This is a genomic window from Pseudomonas sp. Leaf15 (assembly GCF_001421425.1).
GTDB classification, from domain to species: Bacteria; Pseudomonadota; Gammaproteobacteria; order Pseudomonadales; family Pseudomonadaceae; genus Aquipseudomonas; species Aquipseudomonas salomonii.
Genome location: NZ_LMKI01000033.1, coordinates 63,827 through 84,085, shown reverse-complemented (window position 1 = coordinate 84,085; position 20,259 = coordinate 63,827). Strand labels below are relative to the sequence as shown.

Here is a 20,259-nt window from a genome sequence, read left to right as displayed (position 1 = left end):
CAAGCCCGCTCCCACATTATTTTGTGGCGTTATATAGATCGTATCAACGCAGGTTCAGGCTGAACCCCACCCGCGTCAACCACTCCGCTTCCTGGGCAAAGTCTGCCTGGGTCAGCTGGTTTTCATCCAGCCAGCCTTTGGGGAATACCACGTCCAGGCTGTCGCCATGGGCGCGCAGGGTGACTTGGGGCATTTCCTGGGTGCCACGGATGTGGTGGAACAGGATCGCAAAGCGCAGCAACACGCACAGGCGGATCAGCTTGATGCCTTCGTCGCCGAATTCGGCAAACTTGTCCTTGGGAATGTTGCGGCGATGGCCACGCACCAGCAGGGCGAGCATCTGTTGGTCTTCGCGGGAGAAACCGGCGAGGTCCGAGTGCTCGATCAGGTAGGCGCCGTGCTTGTGGTAATGGTAGTGGGCGATGTCCAGGCCCACTTCATGCACCTTGGCCGCCCAGCCCAGCAACTCGCGCCAGACGCCGTCTTCCAGGTCCCAGTCCTCTGCCACCTGGTCAAAGGCGTGCAGGGCTTTGCGCTCCACGCGGGCCGCTTGTTCCAGGTCGACGTGATAACGCTCCATCAACGAGGTGAGGGTGCGCTCACGCACGTCTTCGTGGTGATGGCGGCCCAGCAGGTCATACAGCACGCCTTCACGCAGGGCGCCGTCGCAGTGGTCCATGCGTTGCAGTTCGAGGGCGTCGAAGATCGCTTCGAGAATCGCAAGGCCGGCCGGGAAGATGGTGCGACGGTCGGGCTTGATGCCGTCGAAGTCGATTTTCTCGGCATCGCCCAGCTTGAACAGTTTGCGCTTGAGCCACGCCAGGCCTTCGGCGTTGACCTCGCCGGTGCCATGGCCGCCGGCTTTCAGGGCCAGGCCGATGGCGCGGATGGTGCCGGAGGAGCCGATGGCTTCATCCCAGGTCAGGCGATGCAGGGCGTGCTCAATGCTCATGATCTCCAGCCGCGCCGCCGTGTAGGCCTGGGCGTAGCGGGCCGGGGTGATCTTGCCGTCCTTGAAGTAGCGCTGGGTAAAGCTCACGCAGCCCATTTGCAGGCTCTCGCGCAGCAACGGCTCGAATCTTTGCCCGATGATGAACTCGGTGCTGCCGCCGCCGATATCCGCCACCAGGCGCTTGCCGGGGGTGTCGGCCAGGGTGTGGGACACGCCCAGGTAGATCAGGCGCGCTTCTTCGCGGCCGGAAATAACTTCAACCGGGTGCCCGAGAATTTCTTCGGCGCGGCGGATGAATTCGACACGGTTACGCGCCTCACGCAAGGCGTTGGTGCCGACAATTCGCACGGCGCCCAATGGCATGCCGTTGATCAGTTGGGCAAAACGCTTGAGGCAGTCGAGGCCGCGCTGCATTGATTCTTCGTTGAGCTGGCGCTGGTCGTCGATGCCGGCAGCCAGTTGAACTTTCTCGCCGAGCCGCTCAAGGATGCGTATTTCGCCGTTCTGGGCCTTGGCCACGACCATGTGAAAGCTGTTGGAGCCCAGGTCGATGGCGGCGATCAGGGACAGATTCTTGGCTTGGGATTGCGGCATGGTTTGGGGGTCTCGGTCGATAACCCGACCATCGTGCCACGATCGACCGCTGACGCCAACGCGTTGTGCTTCGGGAATCTTCCTGTGGCTGTAGGAGGCAATGCCTGTTGGAGCTGTAGGGCGTTTCTCTTTTGCTCCAGTGAATAAATTTTAAGCCAAGTAAGAGATATTAAAATTATGCCTATAGAAATCCTCTACGGACTTTCCTTACAAGGGTGTTGAGTTGTTCTGTTCGGTTTCTTAATTATGACTACGTGGGCAGTCGAAAACGGTAATTACGTTTTTATTGCATTCTGACAATAGTTGGCGTGCTCTCCTATTCTTTTTTTGGTCACTAACAAGCGAGACTGCCCGCCGGCAATGATGCCGTGGTGTTACTTGTTTATGGGCTTTTTTGTCAGGGAATGTCGTGTTTTAGACGCGGCTTTTCAGTCTTTAATAAGTGACGCCTGTTAACTTCTTAATGATGGGTAAAACATGAAAAAAGTATTTGGCTTGGCCGTGGGTGTTGCGTGTCTGGTTGCCAGTGTGGGCGCCTATGCTACAAACAACCCGACCGGCAACCTGATCGTCAAGGGCACCATCACTCCGGAGGCTTGCAATATCAGCGTGACCGCCGGCGGGGTTATTGACTATGGCACGATTCGCTCCGCCGAATTGTCCCGGACGAATTTCAACCCACGTGAGGAGCGCTCCACCGCGCTGACCGTCAATTGCGGTCAAACGCCTGCGAGGTTTGGCTTGACGGTTACTGACTTGCGAGCCTCCAGTAAAGTCCTTGGCATATTGGGCCCAAACTATACCGAGGCCCAGAACTTTGGCCTGGGCGCGCCTGGTGGCAAGCGCACCGGCGGCTATTCGGTCACCCTCAGGAACTTGACGTCCAGCGGACAGACGCTTTGGCCGATCGTACGCTCGAGCACGACAGCTGCCTGGCAAACCAGCGATGGAAAGGTGACCCAGGCACCCAGCCAGCACTCCTGGCGTAACGGCACAAATTATGCGCCAGCAGCGGTCTCCCAGCTCTCCGGTGTTATTGCCGTTAAAGCTGTGATCAATCGCAGGGATGACCTGAACCTCACCGGTAACGTGACACTGGATGGTCACGCGACCTTGGTGCTGAATTACATCTAAGCCTTTGAATAACAGTCGATGCGAAGCAGGGGGCGTCAGCATGCCCCTGGTTTGTTATCGGCTGTTTTTAAGTGGCTGGGGGATTACAAGTGTTTACTTATTTGTAAGTGTTCCAGGGAGAACTCGGTGATCGGTCTTTCAAGAATAATTGTTTTCATATCGTGCTGTATGGCGTTGCTATTGTACGGCGTAGCCAATGCCGACGGTATGTTGCCTGAAACCACGGTTGTGATTCTTTATGAGGAAAATGGCGAAGCCACGATTAATATCAAAAACACCGATCCAACCCCCGCATTACTGCACTCCGTCATTGAAAACGTGCCCGAGGATCTTGAAACCCTGTTGATTGTCACCCCGCCCATTGCTCGCGTGGAGCCAGGGGAGACGCAACTGGTGCGGTTTATCAGCACCTTGAAGGCACCGCTCAAGACTCAGCGTCTCAAGCGCGTGTCCTTCGAGGGCATTCCCCAGGCGCGTGAGCCCGGTGGTGCGACCATTGGTATCACCCTGCGTCAAAACTTGCCGCTGATCCTGCACCCGGCAGGTTTACCCCGGCACCTGGCACCTTGGGAACTGCTCAAGTGGAAGCGCCAGGGTGATCGCTTGAGCGTACATAACGACAGTGCCTATGTGGTGCGGATGGGGTTGGAGGTACTGCTTAATCCGCTGAAGCAAACCGGCTTGCTGCCCCGCACTTATATCCTGCCCGGTGAGGTGCTGACGCTCAAGACCGAGGGGCCGGTGAGCGAGGTGACCTCGGTGCGGCTACAGCCGGCCACGATGTTTGGTTTTGCCGTCGATGATTACCAGGCAGATGTACTGGGCCATGAGGGTTAATCACTCGCTACCCGGCCCGGCGGGCCGCCGCTCAGGGCTTTTCTTGGGGTTGGCAGCCTTGTGGGGTGCCCCGGGTTTTGCCTTGGCGGGCGAGTTGGGGGAGGGCTTTGATCTGGCTGTCTTGGCCAGCTATGGCATCGACCCGAAGGTTTCCGACTACTTTCGCGGTGCCGCGCGGTTTCGTGAGGGCATGCAGGTAGTGGGACTGCGCGTCAACGGAAACTCCCTGGGTTTGGTCGAGGCCCGTTTCGATTATCAGGGACAGCTGTGCTTTACCCAGGGTCTGCTTGAAAAAGCCGGACTCAAAGTACCCGCAGCAATCGTGCAATCGGGCATTTCGGCCGATCAGGCGTGTCACGATTTCATGGGTGAGTTCCCCGCGACCATCGTCAGGCTGCAGCCGGGCAGAGAAGAGGTTGCTCTGGTCGTGCCTACCCAGTCGCTGCGTGAGGCTGAATGGGAAGCGGAAAGTTTTTCCGAGGGCGGTGCGGCGGCGTTGTTCAACTACGATGTGCTCGGGTTTCAGACCCAGTCGCGCAGTGGCCCCAGCCGGTTCGTTTCGGCTTACACCGAGGCGGGATTCAACCTGGGCAATTGGGTGGTCCGCAGCCGGCAGTTCTACATCTCTGATAACGGTAAAAGTCGCAGCGAACATGTGCAGGCCTACGCCCAGCGTGACATCGCCGCATTGCGCTCGACTTTCCAGGTGGGCCAGATCTCTACCCGAAGCCCGGTGTTCGGTGGGATTCAGCTGTCGGGCTTTCAGCTGTTTCCGGATGGCGTATCGCGCACCGGCGCCAGTAATGGTGTGGTGGTGGAGGGGGTGGCGCACAGCCAGGCGCGTGTCGAGGTGCGCCAGTCCGGCGCGCTGATTCATACCACGTTGGTGCCTGAGGGGCCGTTCAGCCTGACGGGCTTGCCCTTGCTCAATGGCACCAGCGACCTGGAAGTCAGCGTTATCGGCACCCGGGGGGGCACCCGCAGTTTCGTGGTGCCGGCGGCCTCCTTCAGTGCGGCTATTGGCGTGACTCCGGGTTTTGACTTCGCCCTTGGCAAGGTGCGCGAACAACTGAGTGATGGTCGGGAAGCACCGACTGTCGCCATGGGCAGTGGCACCTGGGGGCTGGGCAGGCAGTCATCCCTTGGGTTTGGTTTATTGAGCACCGATGAGTATCAGTCGGCCGGTGGCACCTTTAGCAGCGTGTTTTTCCAGCGGGTGACTGTCAGTGCCCGGCATAACATCTCGCGCGATGGCGAGGTGGGCGTGCAGGGCAGCCGCAGTTCCCTGTCCCTGAGCAGCCCGTTGGTGGCGCGTATTGAGATGAGCCTGAGTGCGACGACCCAAAGCCAAGGCTATCGGGATGTCCTAGAAGCGGGTCGGCGCTTGAAAAAAGATGAGCTGCAGACTCGCTTTCAGAGTCAGTACACGGCGGGCCTAAGTTGGTCTGACCCGACCCTGGGGGCCTTTTCGGTTAGCTACGCACGCAGTACACAGTTTGATGGTCAGCTTGCCGAAAATGTACTTGCCTCGTGGAGCAAGGGTTTCAGGCAAGTCGATGTGGCGTTGATCGCCGACTCGCAGGTGGGCGCATCGCGGCGGCGCAAGACCGCCAGCCGTGAGCGGGGTATGCGCGATGAGGTATCGCCGGAAGGGGTGTCCTTGCGCCTGCAGGTCACGGTGCCCTTTGGTGACGATCGCCGCCTGACGTCCTACGCCAGTCGCCGCAATGGCCGCGCCGATATGGGCACGGCGTTGTCCGAACGGGTCAATGAGTATGTGAACTACGAAGTTGGCGTTGAGCGGGATCTGCAGGACCGCCAGCAAGCGGTGCGCGCAAATGTCGATGTGATGCCGCGCTACACCCGGGTTGGCCTGGGCATGAATCGCACGCCCACGAGCACCAGCTATAACGGGCAACTGCAAGGCGCCGTGGTGGCTCACGAACGCGGCCTGACCTTTTCTCCCTATAAGGTGCAGGACACCTTCGGTGTTGTATCGGTGGGCGATGTGTCGGCGGCCAAGGTCTCGACCCCACAAGGCCCGGTGTGGACGGACTACCGTGGGCATGCAGTGATTCCCGGCTTGCCGGCTTACACCACCAGCCGTCTGGAAGTGCAGACCCAGTCCTTGCCCAAGCGGGTCGATCTCAAGAACGGCACCAAAATCCTCGCCGCTGGGCGCGGGTCATTCAATACCGTGGATTTCCAGGTGGTGAATGTTCGTCGGGTATTGCTTGAAGTCCGCGATGACCAAGGTGCACCTCTGCCCCAGGGTTCTGCGGTGTTTGGCCCGGACAATACCTACCTGACCAATGTGGTGGGCGAGGGCCTGATCTTTTTGAACAATATGGATGACGGGCAAATCCTCAGCGTTTCGCCGCCGGGCTCTACCCGGGCGTGCTTGCTGCATCTGAACCTCGAGTCGCAAACCCAAGAGGACAAGCTCTATGAAACGGCTTCGGCGGTCTGTCGTGCCCAGTAAAACCGTACAGCACTCCGTCCGCCGAATGTGCCTGGGGCTTGGCTTGTTGTTTATGCTCGCGATAGCTGCCCAGGATGCTTCGGCGAATGATTGTCGACTGTCAATCAGCCAGCCAAGGGTCGACTACGGCATGCTCAGGCGCGCAGAACTGCTGGATGAGCAGATCAGCAACCAGCCGATTATTTTGGGCAAACGTACCCTGCAACTGAGCGTCGTGTGTGCCGAGCCCGGGGCTGTCGCCCTGCGCTTTACCGGCGTCCCGGCAGGGGCGCAAGGCTTTCGCTTCGGGCGCCAGGGCAGCTTCACCCTGGCCCTCAAACATGCCCAGGTCGATGGTCGCGCCGTCGAACTTAATTCGTTGCAATCAACAGACACGTCTGCCCTGGGGCATTTACTGCCCGGCCAGGTATTGATTGCCAAAGCCGGGGGCTTACCGCTGACCGGCACACGCTTTTCAGCGCAAGTGGAGATCGACACTTACCTGCCGCCCGATGCCTTTTCGGTGCGCCACGAGACCGTCTTCGAAGGTCAGGGGCACTTTGAATGGTTGCCTGGCGGCTGACCGGTCAGCCCGGCTGCTCCACCGAGCCAATGAAATTGGCGAACTCCGGCGTCTTCGGGTTGGCGAACAAGGTCTTGGGGTCGCCCACTTCATGCACCTTGCCCTGATGCATGAACACCAGCTTGTCCCCGACTTCCCGGGCAAAGCGCATTTCGTGGGTCACCATGATCAGGGTCATGCCGTCCTTGGCCAGTTGGCGCACCACACTGAGCACTTCATTGACCAGCTCCGGGTCCAGCGCCGAGGTGATTTCATCGCACAGCAGCACCTTGGGCGACATGGCCAGCGCGCGGGCAATGGCGACCCGTTGCTGCTGGCCGCCGGACAGGCGATCAGGGAAGGCGTCGAACTTTTCCCCCAGCCCGACCCGCTCCAGCATCTGCCGTGCAAGCTGGGCGGCCTTGGCCTTGGGCACTTTCTGCACCACTTGTGGCGCGAGCATGACGTTCTCGCCCACGGTCAGGTGTGGGAACAGGTTGAACTGCTGGAACACCATCCCGACTTTCTGTCGCAGGCTGCGCAGGTCGGCGCGGGCGGCGTCGAGGTATTCACCATCGACTTCAATCACGCCGTCGTTGATCGATTCCAGACCATTGAGGGTCCGCAGCAAAGTGGACTTGCCCGAGCCGCTGCGGCCGATGATCGCCACCACCTGGCCTTCTTCAACGGTCAGGTCGATGCCTTTGAGGACGTGGTGATCGCCGTAATACTTATGCAGGGCGGAAATTCTAAGCAGAGGCATGCAGTCTCCTTTCCAGGTAGCGCGCACTGAGGGACAAGGGGTAGCAGAGCAGGAAGTAACCGAGGGCCACCAGGCCATAGACCATGAAGGGCTCGAAGGTAGCGTTGGCGAGCATGCCGCCGGTTTTGGTCAGTTCGGTAAAGCCGATGATCGAGGTCACGGCGGTGCCTTTGACCACCTGCACCGAGAAGCCCACGGTGGGCGCCACGGCAATGCGCAGGGCTTGCGGCAGGATCACATAGCGCAGTTGTTCAAACGGGTTAAGCGCCAGGCTGGCCGAGGCTTCCCATTGCCCGTGGGCAATCGACTCGACGCAGCCGCGCCAGATCTCGGCCAGGTAGGCGCTGGTGAACAGGGTCAAGGCAATCGCCGCCGCCAGCCAGGGCGAGATATCCACACCCAGCAGCGCAATGCCGAAAAACACCAGGAACAACTGCATCAGCAGCGGCGTGCCCTGGAACAGCTCGATATAGGTGCGCGCGACATTGCGCGGGAAGGCTTTACGGCTGATGCGCAGGGTCATCACCAACAACCCGATAACGCCGCCGCCAACAAACGCCACCAGCGACAGCAGCAAGGTCCATTGCAGGCCGGTGGCGAGGTTGCGCACGATGTCCCAGAAGGAGAAATCACTCATCGGCTGTTCCTCATTACGTAGCGACGGCCGATCCAGTTGAGTAACTGGCGAATCATCAGCGCCATGCACAGGTACACCAGGGTGGTCAGTGCATAGGTTTCGAAGGCACGGAAGTTGCGCGACTGGATAAAGTTGGCGGCAAAGCTCAGCTCTTCGGTGGCGATCTGCGAACACACCGCCGAGCCGAGCATCACGATGATGATCTGGCTGCTCAAGGCCGGCCACACCTTGCCCAGTGCCGGCAGCAGCACCACATGGCGGAATGCCTCGAAACGCGTCATCGCCAATGCGGCTGCGGCTTCCAACTGGCCGCTTGGGACTGCCTGGATGCCCGCGCGAATAATCTCGGTGGAGTACGCACCTAGGTTGATCACCATCGCCAATACGGCGGCTTGCCACTCGGTGATCTTCAGCCCCAGGGACGGCAGGCCGAAGAAGATGAAAAACAACTGCACCAGAAACGGCGTGTTGCGGATCAACTCGACATACACCCCGAAGATCCAGGAAAACGGCTGGATCTTCCAGGCCCGCACCACGGCGCCGACGGTGCCCAAGGCCACCCCGAGGATCGTGCCGATAGCCGTCAGCTCAAGGGTGAACAGCGCGCCGCGTAGCAGCAGGTCGGTATTGGCCAGCACCGGCACAAAGTCAAATTGATACGCCATGAATCAGCTCCGCATCACAGATCGGCAGGCAGTGGCTCTTTAAGCCACTGCATCGCGTTCTTTTCCAGGCTGCCATCGGCCTTGGCCGCGACCAGGATCTGGTTGACCTTCTCCAGCAGCGCCGGCTCGTTTTTGTTCACGCCCACGTACACCGGCGAATCCTTGAGTTTCACTTTCAGTGCCAGCCCGCGTTTATTGCTGCGCTCGCTGATCGCGACCATCACTACGTTGCCGCTGGCGATCAGATCGACCTGGCCGGCCAGGTAGGCGGCGATGGTGGAATTGTTGTCTTCGAAACGCTTGATCGTGGCTTCCTTGGGCGCCACGGCGGTCAGCTCGATGTCTTCGATGGCGCCGCGCGTCACGCTGATGGTCTTGCCCTTGAGGTCATCGGTGGTGTGGATGGCCGCATCAGGCGGGCCGAACACGGCCAGGTAGAACGGCGCGTAGGCCTTGGAGAAGTCGATGACCTTTTCGCGCTCGGCATTCTTGCCCAGGCTGGAAATCACCAAGTCGACCTTGCCGGTAGTGAGGAACGGAATGCGGTTGGTGCTGTTGACCGGGGTCAGTTCCAGCTTGACCTTGAGCCGGTCGGCCAGCAGCTTGGCGGTGTCGATGTCCAGGCCACGGGGTTTCATGTCCGGGCCAACCGAGCCGAACGGGGGGAAGTCCTGGGGCACGGCCACCTTGAGGGTTCCACGGGCGACGATATCGTCCAGACCGTTGGCATGGGCGGGCGCCTGGCTCAGCATCAGGCTGGCAAACAGGGCAGTGAGCAGGGCGCTGTAGCGCTTGGTCATGGCAACTCTCCGGGAAAGGGCGCGGGAATATTCTGTTTCGAGCCATTGCACGGCCCATGCCATCACCGCACCAATGGTCTGGAACGCTGGGATTTGTTGAGTTCTGGTGGTCTTACTGGTCTGAACAGTGCGCAGGGTTTTCGCACCTTTTTCGAGCGCCGATAAAAGCCCGCGAGCCCCTTTGGGGCGTGGCTTGCCGCCGGCTGCGAATAGCTTTACAACTAGCCGCTCCGTTGACTGCAACCCTGAGTTTTTTATGAATTCCATCGCCCAAGCCGTACCGGAAGCGGCCCTGCAGGCCATCCGCAAACTGATCAAGGAACAGGGCTTTGCAGCGGGTGACGCATTGCCGTCCCAGCGCGACCTGGCGGTGCAACTGGGCGTGAGCCGGGCGTCGTTGCGCGAGGCGTTGTCGTCTTTAAGTGCATTGGGCGTGGTGAGTGTGCAGCCGGGTAAAGGCGTGTTTGTGCAAGAGGTGCAAGAAGCGCCGGGGTTTGCCTGGCCCTTCGCCGCCCAGGCCACGCCGCTGGATATCTTCCAGTTGCGCTACGCCCTGGAAGGGTTTGCCGCGGGGTTGGCGGCGGTGACTTTGAGCCTCGATGAACTGGACAGCCTGCAAGACAATGTCGAGGCCATGCGCAAAGTGCTCAAGGCCGGCGACTTCGAAGCCGCTGCCCGCTTGGACTTCGAATTCCATCAACGGATCCTGCTGGCCAGCGGTAACCAGGCGATGGTGAGCATCCTGAGTGTCAGTGCCGAGGTGTTCCTGGAGAGCCAGAAGCTACCGTTCATCCGGCCGGAACGGGCCATGGAAACCTGGCAAGAGCACCGCAGGATCCTGCGTGCCCTGGCCCGGCGCGCCAGTGCGGCGGCGCAGAAAACCATGCAGGAGCACGTGCGCAATGCGGCATTGCGCACCGGCATCGCCTTCGTGACCCCCGTGACGCCGTGAGTGAGCTATACCCAAACTCATGCGACGCCATAGCAAGACTCAATCAGAGGCGGCTTCCTGAACGGGGGAAGGGCGGCTATGATGGGCCACGTTTTTTTTGCTTACAATCCGGAGACATCCATGAGCAACGATCTTATCAAGCACGTCACCGACGCGACCTTTGAGGCCGAAGTACTCAAGGCTCAAGGCCCGGTACTGGTTGACTACTGGGCTGAATGGTGTGGCCCTTGCAAAATGATCGCCCCTGTTCTGGACGACATTGCGACCACTTACGAAGGCAAGCTGACCATTGCCAAGCTGAACATCGACGACAACCAGGAAACCCCGGCCAAGCACGGCGTGCGTGGTATCCCGACCCTGATGCTGTTCAAGAACGGCAACGTCGAAGCCACTAAAGTAGGCGCGCTGTCGAAGTCCCAGCTGCAAGCTTTCCTCGACGCGAACATCTAAGCGTCGTCAAAAAAGCCCCGCAAAATAGCGGGGCTTTTTCGTGAAACAGGGCTAGACGCTCCGAAATTCAGGTGGTACATTCGGCCCCGCACTGGTTTCTCCACTGCCCCCTGCAAGCCGTCGCCGACGCATTCCTTTTCGATTAGTACGCGATCCTGTCGCCTTCTCTGCGGCGCGGCCTCATTAAGCCAAAAGCTTAATTTCCCCCCTCCATAAATGATTACGTCATTCCTATATGAATCTGACTGAACTCAAGCAAAAGCCGATTACCGACCTGCTCCAATTGGCCGAAGAAATGGGCATAGAAAATATGGCCCGTTCGCGCAAGCAGGACGTGATTTTCTCCCTGCTCAAAAAGCACGCGAAAAGCGGCGAGGAAATCTCCGGTGATGGCGTGCTGGAGATTCTCCAGGACGGCTTCGGCTTCCTCCGCTCTGCAGACGCTTCCTATCTTGCCGGCCCAGACGATATCTACGTCTCGCCGAGCCAGATCCGTCGCTTCAACTTGCGCACCGGTGACACCATCGTCGGCAAGATCCGTCCTCCGAAGGAAGGCGAGCGTTATTTCGCCCTGCTCAAGGTCGACACGATCAACTTCGATCGTCCTGAGAACGCGAAGAACAAGATTCTCTTCGAGAACTTGACGCCGCTGTTCCCGACCGTGCGCATGAAGATGGAAGCCGGTAACGGTTCCACCGAAGACTTGACCGGTCGTGTCATCGACCTGTGCGCCCCGATCGGCAAAGGCCAGCGCGGCCTGATCGTCGCACCGCCGAAAGCCGGTAAGACCATCATGCTGCAGAACATTGCAGCGAACATCGCGCGTAACAACCCGGAAGTTCACCTGATCGTATTGCTGATCGATGAGCGCCCGGAAGAAGTGACCGAAATGCAGCGCACCGTGCGCGGCGAAGTGGTTGCCTCGACGTTCGATGAGCCGCCAACCCGCCACGTGCAGGTTGCCGAAATGGTGATCGAGAAGGCCAAGCGCCTGGTTGAACACAAGAAAGACGTGGTCATCCTGCTCGACTCCATCACCCGTCTGGCGCGTGCCTACAACACCGTGATCCCGAGCTCCGGCAAGGTCCTCACCGGTGGTGTCGATGCCCACGCCCTGGAGAAACCGAAGCGTTTCTTCGGTGCTGCGCGCAACATCGAAGAAGGCGGCTCGCTGACCATTATCGCCACCGCGCTGGTTGAAACCGGCTCGAAGATGGACGAAGTGATCTACGAAGAGTTTAAAGGTACCGGCAACATGGAACTGCCTTTGGACCGTCGTATCGCTGAAAAGCGTGTGTTCCCTGCGATCAACATCAACCGTTCCGGCACCCGCCGTGAAGAGTTGCTGACCGCCGACGACGAACTGCAGCGCATGTGGATCCTGCGCAAGCTGCTGCACCCGATGGACGAAGTCGCCGCCATCGAGTTCCTGATCGACAAGTTGAAAACCACCAAGACCAACGACGAGTTCTTCCTGTCGATGAAGCGTAAGTAATACGACGCTCCAGGTCCAAAAGATGGCGCCCTTCGGGGCGCCATTTTTTTTGCATCGGAAAAGTGAGATTTGTGCGGTAATAGTGTCAGTTAAGAAACAAAAGGCTGAGCGTGGCTACGCTCATCTCCATTCGAATCAGGCTGATCTACGATTTATGACCGCTCTTGCTTACCGAAGAGACATTGATGGCCTGCGCGCCATTGCTGTCCTCGCTGTCGTGCTGTTCCATTTTGGTGTTCCTGGTATTACTGGCGGTTTTGTCGGCGTTGATGTGTTCTTCGTGATTTCAGGCTTCCTGATCACCTCGATCATCTGGCGCGAGCGTGAAGCAGGGCGTTTCAGCTTTGTCGATTTTTGGGCGCGACGGGCACGGCGTATCCTGCCTGCGTTGCTTGTGATGATGTTCACCTCGTTGGTGGCCGGCTGGTTCCTGATGGCGCCCAAAGATTACTCAGAGCTTGGGCGCTCGATACACAATCAGGTTATTTTCATCTCCAATCTGTTCTTCATGCGTCAGGACGGCTACTTCGACACGGCCTCCGATATGAAGCCGATGTTGCACACGTGGTCGCTCTCGGTTGAAGAGCAGTTCTACATCGCCTTTCCACTCTTGCTGGCGCTGTTGTCGAGCCGGCTGAAGCAGTGGCGCAGCGCTTTGTTTGTGTTGCTGCTGGTGTCGTTTGCAGCGAGCGTTTGGGCCGTGGCCCATGAGCCGGACAAAGCGTTCTTCCTGCTGCCCATGCGTGCCTGGGAATTGCTGGCCGGGTCCATGTTGGCGGTGATGCCGGCGCGGGCAGGGCGGGTAAGTCCGCTGTTGGCGCAAGCGGTCAGTCTGTTCAGCCTGGGCCTGATTCTGGTGGCGGTATTGGGTTATGACGCCAGCACGGCGTTCCCTGGCGCTGCGGCGTTGTTGCCGGTATTGGGGGTGGTGGGGTTGATTTGGGCCAACGGCCAACACACCACCTGGGTCGGGCGCTTGCTGGGCAGTCGCGTGCTGGTCGGCATCGGGCTGATTTCCTATTCGTGGTACCTGTGGCACTGGCCGGTGCTGGTGTTTGGCAAGTACGCGAGTATTTTTGGCCTGTCGTCCTGGGCGCTGGCGGGTCTGTTCGTCTTGAGCCTGGTGCTGGGTTATGCGTCCTGGCGGTTCGTCGAGGGGCCGTTTCGTGAGCGGCGCTTGCTGGCGGGTCGTCGGTCGATCCTGATCGCGGGCCTTGTCGGGCTGGCCGGCCTGGGCCTGATCGGCAAAGGCCTGGTGTGGTCGGATGGGTTTGCATCGCGGCTGTCGCCCCAGGCGTTGCAATTTGCCCAGGCGCATACCTGGAGCCCTACGCTCATGAGCTGCCTGTCGGATGACAAGAAAGACCCACACCGCAAACTTTGCCATTTTGGCCCGCAGGCCAGTGCTGCTCGCGCGTTGGTCTGGGGCGACAGCCATGCCTCGGCACTCATTCCTGCGTTGAATGATGGTTCACGCAAGTACGACTTCGGCATCACTCAGGCCGGTTACGCCGGGTGCCTGCCGTTCGACCGCAAAGAAAACACCCCAGGCTGCCGGGCGTTCAACGAGCGTGTCACCCAGTTGTTGAGCAAGGAACCGTTCAGTGATGTGGTGCTGGTAGCCCGCTGGAGCCTGTACGTTTATGGCCAGCGCTCCGGCGACACCGGCGCTTCCCTTCATGACCCGCAGACGGGCAAGTACGACCGCGCCGTCGCTGAACGACTGTTTGCCGAGGGTGTGACTGCACTGGTGCAGCAACTGCGTGCCAGCGGGCACAGGGTATGGCTGGTCAAGGAGGTGCCGTTGCAGGCGTTCAACGTGCCTTACCGGCTCAGCCGCCTGGCGATGCTGGGGCGCCCGACCGACCGCGAAGGCTTGCCCCTGGCCGAGCACGTCGAGCGCCAAGCCTTCATCAGCAGCGTCTTTGAGCGCATCGCCGCGGCCGACCCCGGTGTGCAGCTCATGGACCCGGCGCCCAAGCTGTGCGAGACCAACGGCTGGTGCGGGGTCGAGCGCGATGGCCAGTCGCTGTATACCGATGACAACCACCTCTCAGCCGTGGGCACGCGTTATGTGGAAGGGTTCCTTGAGCCCTTCTTCCACGCCATGCGTAATGAGGCCGTTGAGTCGGGTGTGAGTCGCAATGACGTGCAATAAGCTGCCAGCGCTCTTAAGAGCAGGTAGGATGTACGCCTATTTTACGGGTGGCATGGTTAATGAAATTCAAGGATCTTCGGGATTTCGTGCAGCAACTTGAGCAGCGCGGAGAGTTGAAACGTATCCAGGTGCCGATTTCCCCGGTGCTGGAGATGACTGAGATTTGCGACCGTACCTTGCGCAACAAGGGCCCGGCGCTGCTGTTCGAAAATCCGACCGGCTTTGATATCCCGGTGCTCGGCAACCTGTTCGGCACGCCCGACCGCGTTGCGTTTGGCATGGGCGCCGAGTCGGTCAGCGAGCTGCGCGAGATCGGCAAGCTGCTTGCCTTCCTCAAGGAGCCCGAGCCACCCAAGGGTTTGAAGGACGCCTGGTCGAAGCTGCCGATCTTTCGCAAGATCATTGCCATGGCGCCCAAAGTGGTCAAGGACGCGGTGTGCCAGGAAGTGGTCATCGAAGGCGATGATGTCGACCTGGGCATGTTGCCGGTGCAGACCTGCTGGCCGGGCGACGTCGGCCCGCTGATCACCTGGGGCCTGACCGTCACCAAAGGCCCGAACAAGGATCGCCAGAACCTGGGGATCTACCGTCAGCAAGTGATCGGCCGCAACAAGGTGATCATGCGCTGGCTGAGCCACCGTGGCGGCGCGCTGGACTTCCGTGAGTGGTGCGAAAAACACCCTGGCAAGCCGTTCCCTGTGTCCGTGGCCCTGGGCGCCGACCCGGCGACCATCCTCGGCGCCGTGACGCCGGTACCCGACAGCCTGTCCGAATATGCTTTCGCCGGCCTGCTGCGCGGCAATCGCACCGAGCTGGTGAAGTGCCGCGGCAACGACCTGCAAGTGCCGGCCACCGCCGAAATCATCCTCGAAGGCGTGATTCATCCGGGCGAAATGGCCGATGAAGGCCCTTACGGCGACCACACCGGCTACTACAACGAAGTCGACAGCTTCCCGGTGTTCACCGTCGAGCGCATCACCCACCGGATCAAACCGATCTACCACAGCACCTACACCGGCCGTCCGCCGGATGAGCCCGCTATTCTCGGTGTGGCGCTCAACGAAGTGTTCGTGCCGATCCTGCAAAAGCAGTTCCCGGAGATCACCGACTTCTACCTGCCGCCCGAGGGCTGCTCGTACCGCATGGCCATCGTGACCATGAAGAAGTCGTACCCAGGCCATGCCAAGCGGGTAATGCTCGGTGTGTGGTCGTTTTTGCGACAGTTCATGTACACCAAGTTCGTTATCGTCACCGACGACGACATCAATGCACGAGACTGGAACGACGTGATCTGGGCCATCACCACGCGCATGGACCCCAAGCGCGACACGGTGATGATCGACAACACGCCGATCGACTACCTCGACTTTGCTTCGCCGGTATCGGGCCTGGGCTCGAAGATGGGCCTGGATGCCACCCACAAATGGCCGGGTGAGACCACCCGCGAGTGGGGTCGGGTGATCGTCAAGGATGAAGCCGTCACCGCACGTGTTGATGCGATCTGGAAAGAATTGGGAATAGATTGATGCGTGTAACCCTGCAACCTTCCGGCGCCGTACTGGAGCTGGTCCCCGGCGAGCGAATCCTTGAAGGCGCGCGCCGCCTGGGCTATGAATGCCCACAGGCGTGTCGCAATGGCGTGTGCCATGTGTGTGCCGCGCTGCTGGTGGAAGGCCGGGTGCAGCAAGCCGGTGAGGTGCGCGACCATGGTGAGTTCTACACCTGCATCGCCGAGCCGTTGGAAGATTGCATTGTGTTGTGGGATGGCGTGCTGGCGCCGGGAGAGTTGCCGTTGCGCAAGTTGTCGTGCCAATTAAGTGAGTGCGTGGACGTCGGTGGCGATGTATGGCGCGTGCGCCTGCGCGCTCCGGCGGGTAAAGCGGTGCGTTACCACGCCGGGCAATACCTGATGATCGAGCGCGACAATGGCGATAAATCGGCGTTTTCCCTGGCCTCGGCGCCCCACGCCGGGCGTGAGCTGGAACTGCATGTGCTGGTGCGCGAGGACAGTGCGCGCAATTTGATCGAGCAGTTGCAACGTAACCAGATGGCGCGGGTTGAGCTGCCGTTTGGTGATACGCACTTGGCCGAGTTGCCGGACGGGCCGCTGGTGTTGATCGCCGCCGGCACCGGCATGGCGCAGATGCACAGCCTGATCGAACATTGCCGCGCTTCAGGCTTCAAGCACCCGGTTCACCTGTATTGGGGCGTGCGCCGCCCGGAAGACTTCTACGAGATTGAACACTGGGAGCAATGGCAGCAACTGCCCAACCTGTTCCTGCACAAAGTGGTCAGCGACCTGTGCGGTTGGGAAGGGCGCTGCGGGCTGCTGCATGAGGCCGTGTGCGAAGACATCAGCGACCTCAAGGCGGTGCACGTCTACGCCAGTGGTTCGCCGGCGATGATCTACGGCACGCTGGACGCATTGGTCGACGCCGGCATGGATGCACACCAGATGCGCGCCGATGTGTTTGCCTACGCGCCACGGCCTTGAAGTCGACCCAATAAACAGCTGTTGTACGCCGACAAAACTGTGGGAGCGGGCTTGCTCGCGAAAGCGTCGTGTCAGTTTATACATCCGTGACTGACTCACCGCCTTCGCGAGCAAGCCCGCTCCCACATTGTTTTGTATGTGTTCAAAAACGCACGCCTGCCGTCAGCATCGCCGCGTTGAAGCCAAGCAACACAAGCTCGCTGGCCACCGGGCCGAAGTGAACCCCCACCGACGGAATGATCGCCGGTGCCACGCCATAACGGTTGAGCGGGATTTTGTCGCGGTACTTACCGCGATAGCCCTGTAGCGCGCCTGCGGTCACCTTCATATAAAACGGTGAGTCGCCAATATCGTAGCGCTTGCCGGCGTAGACGTAATACGAGCGCTGGCTGAACGAGTTGCGAAACGTCGCCCCGCCATACACCAACCCCGACGCCTCGTTACGTTCCAGGTTGATCAAATCCTGATTGTTATTGTGCTTTGGGTCCGGAGAAAAATGCCGGGTGTAGACACTGGTCTGGGCGTACCAGAAACCTTTGTCGTCATTGGCGGCGGCCTCGGAAGCCAGGGCAGTGGTGGTTTGCAGCAAAAGCAGCAGACCGGAAAACAGGTATTTCATGGTTCGACCTCGATAGTCGTTTGAAGAGGCGGCTAATGTGGGTCGCTAAACACCTGCAGTTTGGCGGCTTGTGTTGGGCACGACCTGAACCAGCGCTGAAAACACGGCCGCCTATGCTTATGCAATTAAGGTATTTTAAATGTAGGAATAATCTCATTAGGCTATAAGTCAACGGACTACCGCCTTATCGTCAATAACCAGTAACTGACCGCTACCGCCCGCCAGCCGGACCGATCGTGTGAATTCAGAGCATTGAAGCTTTGATTTTTTGATTGCCAGGCTTGAATGGCAGGGGAGCGGTATGGGGAGTTACAAGAAACATGCGTACACAGCTATTTTGTCGGCCAATTTGCTGACTGCTGTGGGATTCAATCCGGTGCGGGCGGACGAAGCCGCCGCCGATGCACCCAAACTCGACACCGTGATCGTCACCGGCACCCGCGCTCAAGAGCGCACCGCCAGTGCTTCGTTGTCGCCCATCGATGTCATTTCCGGTGACACATTGCGCAGCACCGGCTCCGATGAACTGGGCGCGGTGTTGGCACGTCTGATTCCTTCCATCAACTTTCCGCGGCCCAGCCTGGTGGACGGTGCCGAACTGGTACGCCCGGCGCAGTTGCGCGGCTTGTCGCCGGATCAGGTATTGGTGCTGGTCAACGGTAAACGCCGCCACACCAGTGCCTTCGTCAACCTGGGCGGCGCGGTGGGGCGCGGTTCGGCGCCGGCGGATTTGAATGCGATCCCGCTGTCGGCGGTCGACCATATCGAAGTGCTGCGCGATGGCGCGTCGGCGCGCTATGGCTCGGATGCGATTGCCGGGGTGATCAACGTGATCCTCAAGCACGACGACCACGGTGGCTCTGTCTCGACCAAGTTTGGCGAGTACAAGAAGGGTGATGGCATCCAGCGCAACGTCAGCGGCAACACCGGGTTTGCCTTGGGTGACAATGGCTTTATCAACGTTTCGGGCGAAGGCGCCGACAACGACTACACCAACCGCGCCGGTGACGACTTCCGCCCTGGCAGCGTGGGTTCCACCACCTATGGCCAGCGGGTGTTCCGTCAGGGCGAGCCGGCCACCAATGAAGGCAAATTCCAGTTCAACTGCGAATATTCCTTTAATGATGCGGCCGAGTTCTACACCTTCGGCGGCTACAGCAAGCGCCGTGGCGAAACGGCGGCGTTCTATCGGGCGAGCAACGCGTCCAACAACATCCCGGCGCTGAACCCCAATGGCTACCTGCCGCTGATCAAGGGCAATCTGGAAGACACCTCCTTGGTGGTCGGCCTGCGCGGCTTGCTGGCCTACGATTGGCACTACGACCTGTCGGCCAACTACGGCAAGAACCAGTACGAACTGGGCACCGAAACCATCAACACCTCACTCGGCCTGGCCACGCCACGCAAATTTAACAACGGCACCCTGAGTAACGACCAGCGCCAGGTCAGCCTGGACCTGTCCCGAGAGTTCGACGTGGGCTTTTTGCCGTACCCGGTGTCGGTGGCCTTTGGCGGCGAATACCTGCGCCAGGGTTATCAAATTGAAGCGGGCGAACCGGTGTCCTACTACCAGACCGGCAGTTCGGGCCTGGGTGGGTTCCGTGATGCCGACGCCGGCAGCACCTCGCGGCACAACTGGGCTCAGTACCTGGACCTGGAAACGAACTTCACCGAAAAGCTCAGCGCCTCGGCCGCCGTGCGTCATGAGGACTACAGCGACTTCGGCTCCAATGTCAGCGGTTCCTTGTCGGCGCGTTATGACTTCACCCCGCAAGTGGCCCTGCGTGGCAGCATTTCCAATGGTTTCCGCGCGCCGTCCCTGGCGCAGCAGAACTTTGCGTACACCTCGTCGCAGCTGATCGGCAACACCATCCAGGAAGCCGGCACCTTCCCGGCCAACAGCCAGGTCGCCCGGCTGTTGGGCGCCGAAGACCTCAAAGCCGAGAAGTCACGCAACTACAGCCTCGGCCTGGTGCTGGAGCCTGCCGATGACCTGACCGTGACGCTCGACGTGTACCGCATCGACATCCGCGACCGCATCAGCCTGTCGTCCAACCTCAATCTCAACCCGGCCACCATCGCCTACCTGCAGGCTAATGGGGTCGGCAACATCAACTACACCAGCGCCCGTTATTTCACCAACGCTACCGACACCAGCACCGACGGTGTCGACCTGGTGGCCAACTATCGTTACCAGTTCGATAACGGCATCCGCTGGAACAGCACCGTGGGCTACAACTACAACCACACAAAAGTCACCGACGTGAAACCCAACCCGGCGATTCTGGACAGCCTGGGCGCCAACCTGGTGCGGGTAGACCGCCGTGAGCGCATCGGTTTGCTGGGTGATACCACGCCGCAGCACAAGCTCAGCCTGGGCAACGATTTCACCTACGGTCGTTGGGCGCTGCACAGCAACCTGGTGCGCTATGGTGAATTCACCAGCTACCAGGCGGACAAGGTCAATGACCAGACCTTCAAGGCCGCCTGGGTGCTGGACCTGTCGGCAGACTACAAGCTCAAGAACTGGACCTTCACCCTGGGCGGCGACAACATCACCGATAAATACCCGGAGAAGGTCAATGCCTACGCCAGCAGCGGCGGCAACCTCGCCTACAGCACTTTTTCGCCGTACGGTTACAGCGGCGCGTTTTATTACGGTAAAGTTGCTTACAACTGGTAACAC

17 protein-coding genes are annotated in these 20,259 nt (G+C 59.8%); 11 read left to right on the top strand and 6 right to left on the bottom strand.

Features of this window, described 5'->3' with window-relative positions:
- Positions 1 to 43 precede the first annotated feature (43 nt).
- Positions 44 to 1,546: an exopolyphosphatase gene (ppx, locus tag ASE80_RS21900; RefSeq protein WP_056860774.1), complete on the bottom strand. Its 1,503-nt coding sequence runs from the start codon at positions 1,544 to 1,546 to the stop codon at positions 44 to 46.
- A gap of 477 nt (positions 1,547 to 2,023) precedes the next feature.
- Between ppx and ASE80_RS21895 the strand changes: the two genes are divergently transcribed.
- The 4 genes from ASE80_RS21895 to ASE80_RS21880 all read left to right on the top strand — a co-directional run bounded on the left by ASE80_RS21895 (position 2,024) and on the right by ASE80_RS21880 (position 6,561).
- A complete protein-coding gene (locus ASE80_RS21895; RefSeq protein WP_056860773.1) occupies positions 2,024 to 2,680 on the top strand; it encodes a DUF1120 domain-containing protein in 657 nt (218 codons plus the stop codon).
- Positions 2,681 to 2,806: 126 nt separating this feature from the next.
- On the top strand, positions 2,807 to 3,517 hold the full coding sequence (locus ASE80_RS21890; RefSeq protein ID WP_082463666.1) for a fimbria/pilus chaperone family protein: 711 nt from the start codon (positions 2,807 to 2,809) through the stop codon (positions 3,515 to 3,517).
- On the top strand, positions 3,507 to 5,999 hold the full coding sequence (locus ASE80_RS21885; protein ID WP_056861044.1) for a fimbria/pilus outer membrane usher protein: 2,493 nt from the start codon (positions 3,507 to 3,509) through the stop codon (positions 5,997 to 5,999). The genes ASE80_RS21890 and ASE80_RS21885 overlap by 11 nt, the downstream gene beginning before the upstream one ends.
- Positions 5,965 to 6,561: a hypothetical protein gene (locus ASE80_RS21880; RefSeq protein ID WP_056860772.1), complete on the top strand. Its 597-nt coding sequence runs from the start codon at positions 5,965 to 5,967 to the stop codon at positions 6,559 to 6,561. Before ASE80_RS21885 ends, ASE80_RS21880 begins: the two co-directional genes overlap by 35 nt.
- Positions 6,562 to 6,565: 4 nt before the next feature.
- On the opposite strand, the gene ASE80_RS21875 is transcribed toward ASE80_RS21880, so the two are convergent.
- From ASE80_RS21875 to ASE80_RS21860, 4 genes are read right to left on the bottom strand one after another with little or no spacing between them, the layout of a single operon-like run.
- Positions 6,566 to 7,303, bottom strand: a complete 738-nt coding sequence (locus ASE80_RS21875) for an amino acid ABC transporter ATP-binding protein (protein ID WP_017135248.1) — start codon at positions 7,301 to 7,303, stop codon at positions 6,566 to 6,568.
- A complete protein-coding gene (locus ASE80_RS21870; RefSeq protein WP_056860771.1) occupies positions 7,290 to 7,940 on the bottom strand; it encodes an amino acid ABC transporter permease in 651 nt (216 codons plus the stop codon). Before ASE80_RS21870 ends, ASE80_RS21875 begins: the two co-directional genes overlap by 14 nt.
- Positions 7,937 to 8,605 (bottom strand): amino acid ABC transporter permease, encoded by a 669-nt coding sequence (locus tag ASE80_RS21865; protein WP_056860770.1) that lies wholly within the window; start codon positions 8,603 to 8,605, stop codon positions 7,937 to 7,939. The genes ASE80_RS21870 and ASE80_RS21865 overlap by 4 nt, the downstream gene beginning before the upstream one ends.
- Before the next feature lie 14 nt (positions 8,606 to 8,619).
- The gene (locus ASE80_RS21860) at positions 8,620 to 9,405 is read right to left on the bottom strand and encodes a transporter substrate-binding domain-containing protein (protein WP_056860769.1); all 786 of its coding nucleotides are present in this window, start codon (positions 9,403 to 9,405) and stop codon (positions 8,620 to 8,622) included.
- A 256-nt stretch (positions 9,406 to 9,661) separates the two neighbouring features.
- Between ASE80_RS21860 and ASE80_RS21855 the strand changes: the two genes are divergently transcribed.
- The 6 genes from ASE80_RS21855 to ASE80_RS21830 all read left to right on the top strand — a co-directional run bounded on the left by ASE80_RS21855 (position 9,662) and on the right by ASE80_RS21830 (position 16,954).
- Positions 9,662 to 10,357, top strand: coding sequence for a FadR/GntR family transcriptional regulator (locus ASE80_RS21855; RefSeq protein WP_056860768.1), 696 nt, complete (start codon positions 9,662 to 9,664; stop codon positions 10,355 to 10,357).
- Between the two features lie 120 nt (positions 10,358 to 10,477).
- Positions 10,478 to 10,807, top strand: a complete 330-nt coding sequence (gene trxA, locus ASE80_RS21850) for a thioredoxin TrxA (protein ID WP_003213989.1) — start codon at positions 10,478 to 10,480, stop codon at positions 10,805 to 10,807.
- 235 nt (positions 10,808 to 11,042) lie between these two features.
- Positions 11,043 to 12,302: a transcription termination factor Rho gene (gene rho / locus ASE80_RS21845; protein ID WP_003176825.1), complete on the top strand. Its 1,260-nt coding sequence runs from the start codon at positions 11,043 to 11,045 to the stop codon at positions 12,300 to 12,302.
- A gap of 154 nt (positions 12,303 to 12,456) precedes the next feature.
- On the top strand, positions 12,457 to 14,460 hold the full coding sequence (locus tag ASE80_RS21840; protein ID WP_056860767.1) for an acyltransferase family protein: 2,004 nt from the start codon (positions 12,457 to 12,459) through the stop codon (positions 14,458 to 14,460).
- A gap of 59 nt (positions 14,461 to 14,519) precedes the next feature.
- Positions 14,520 to 15,986 carry a 4-hydroxy-3-polyprenylbenzoate decarboxylase gene (gene ubiD, locus ASE80_RS21835; RefSeq protein WP_056860766.1) on the top strand — a complete coding sequence of 489 codons (1,467 nt, stop codon included), beginning with the start codon at positions 14,520 to 14,522 and terminating at the stop codon, positions 15,984 to 15,986.
- Positions 15,986 to 16,954 carry a CDP-6-deoxy-delta-3,4-glucoseen reductase gene (locus ASE80_RS21830; RefSeq protein WP_056860765.1) on the top strand — a complete coding sequence of 323 codons (969 nt, stop codon included), beginning with the start codon at positions 15,986 to 15,988 and terminating at the stop codon, positions 16,952 to 16,954. The genes ubiD and ASE80_RS21830 overlap by 1 nt, the downstream gene beginning before the upstream one ends.
- A 142-nt stretch (positions 16,955 to 17,096) precedes the next feature.
- Here the strand turns inward: ASE80_RS21830 and ASE80_RS21825 are convergent, their stop codons facing one another.
- Positions 17,097 to 17,573 carry a hypothetical protein gene (locus ASE80_RS21825; protein WP_056860764.1) on the bottom strand — a complete coding sequence of 159 codons (477 nt, stop codon included), beginning with the start codon at positions 17,571 to 17,573 and terminating at the stop codon, positions 17,097 to 17,099.
- A 301-nt stretch (positions 17,574 to 17,874) separates the two neighbouring features.
- Here ASE80_RS21825 and ASE80_RS21820 point away from each other — a divergent pair, with 301 nt between their 5' ends.
- On the top strand, positions 17,875 to 20,256 hold the full coding sequence (locus ASE80_RS21820; RefSeq protein WP_056860763.1) for a TonB-dependent receptor plug domain-containing protein: 2,382 nt from the start codon (positions 17,875 to 17,877) through the stop codon (positions 20,254 to 20,256).
- Positions 20,257 to 20,259 lie beyond the last annotated feature (3 nt).

Excerpts from the sequence above, each read along its gene's own strand:
- ASE80_RS21875 (WP_017135248.1), bottom strand. The coding sequence starts at position 7,303 with ATGCCTCTGCTTAGAATTTCCGCCCTGCATAAGTATTACGGCGATCAC.
- ASE80_RS21830 (WP_056860765.1), top strand. The coding sequence starts at position 15,986 with ATGCGTGTAACCCTGCAACCTTCCGGCGCCGTACTGGAGCTGGTCCCC.
- ASE80_RS21880 (WP_056860772.1), top strand. The coding sequence starts at position 5,965 with ATGAAACGGCTTCGGCGGTCTGTCGTGCCCAGTAAAACCGTACAGCAC.
- ASE80_RS21840 (WP_056860767.1), top strand. The coding sequence starts at position 12,457 with ATGACCGCTCTTGCTTACCGAAGAGACATTGATGGCCTGCGCGCCATT.
- ppx (WP_056860774.1), bottom strand. The coding sequence starts at position 1,546 with ATGCCGCAATCCCAAGCCAAGAATCTGTCCCTGATCGCCGCCATCGAC.
- ASE80_RS21865 (WP_056860770.1), bottom strand. The coding sequence starts at position 8,605 with ATGGCGTATCAATTTGACTTTGTGCCGGTGCTGGCCAATACCGACCTG.
- ASE80_RS21870 (WP_056860771.1), bottom strand. The coding sequence starts at position 7,940 with ATGAGTGATTTCTCCTTCTGGGACATCGTGCGCAACCTCGCCACCGGC.
- rho (WP_003176825.1), top strand. The coding sequence starts at position 11,043 with ATGAATCTGACTGAACTCAAGCAAAAGCCGATTACCGACCTGCTCCAA.
- ASE80_RS21860 (WP_056860769.1), bottom strand. The coding sequence starts at position 9,405 with ATGACCAAGCGCTACAGCGCCCTGCTCACTGCCCTGTTTGCCAGCCTG.
- ASE80_RS21895 (WP_056860773.1), top strand. The coding sequence starts at position 2,024 with ATGAAAAAAGTATTTGGCTTGGCCGTGGGTGTTGCGTGTCTGGTTGCC.
- ASE80_RS21820 (WP_056860763.1), top strand. The coding sequence starts at position 17,875 with ATGGGGAGTTACAAGAAACATGCGTACACAGCTATTTTGTCGGCCAAT.
- trxA (WP_003213989.1), top strand. The coding sequence starts at position 10,478 with ATGAGCAACGATCTTATCAAGCACGTCACCGACGCGACCTTTGAGGCC.
- ubiD (WP_056860766.1), top strand. The coding sequence starts at position 14,520 with ATGAAATTCAAGGATCTTCGGGATTTCGTGCAGCAACTTGAGCAGCGC.
- ASE80_RS21825 (WP_056860764.1), bottom strand. The coding sequence starts at position 17,573 with ATGAAATACCTGTTTTCCGGTCTGCTGCTTTTGCTGCAAACCACCACT.
- ASE80_RS21855 (WP_056860768.1), top strand. The coding sequence starts at position 9,662 with ATGAATTCCATCGCCCAAGCCGTACCGGAAGCGGCCCTGCAGGCCATC.
- ASE80_RS21885 (WP_056861044.1), top strand. The coding sequence starts at position 3,507 with ATGAGGGTTAATCACTCGCTACCCGGCCCGGCGGGCCGCCGCTCAGGG.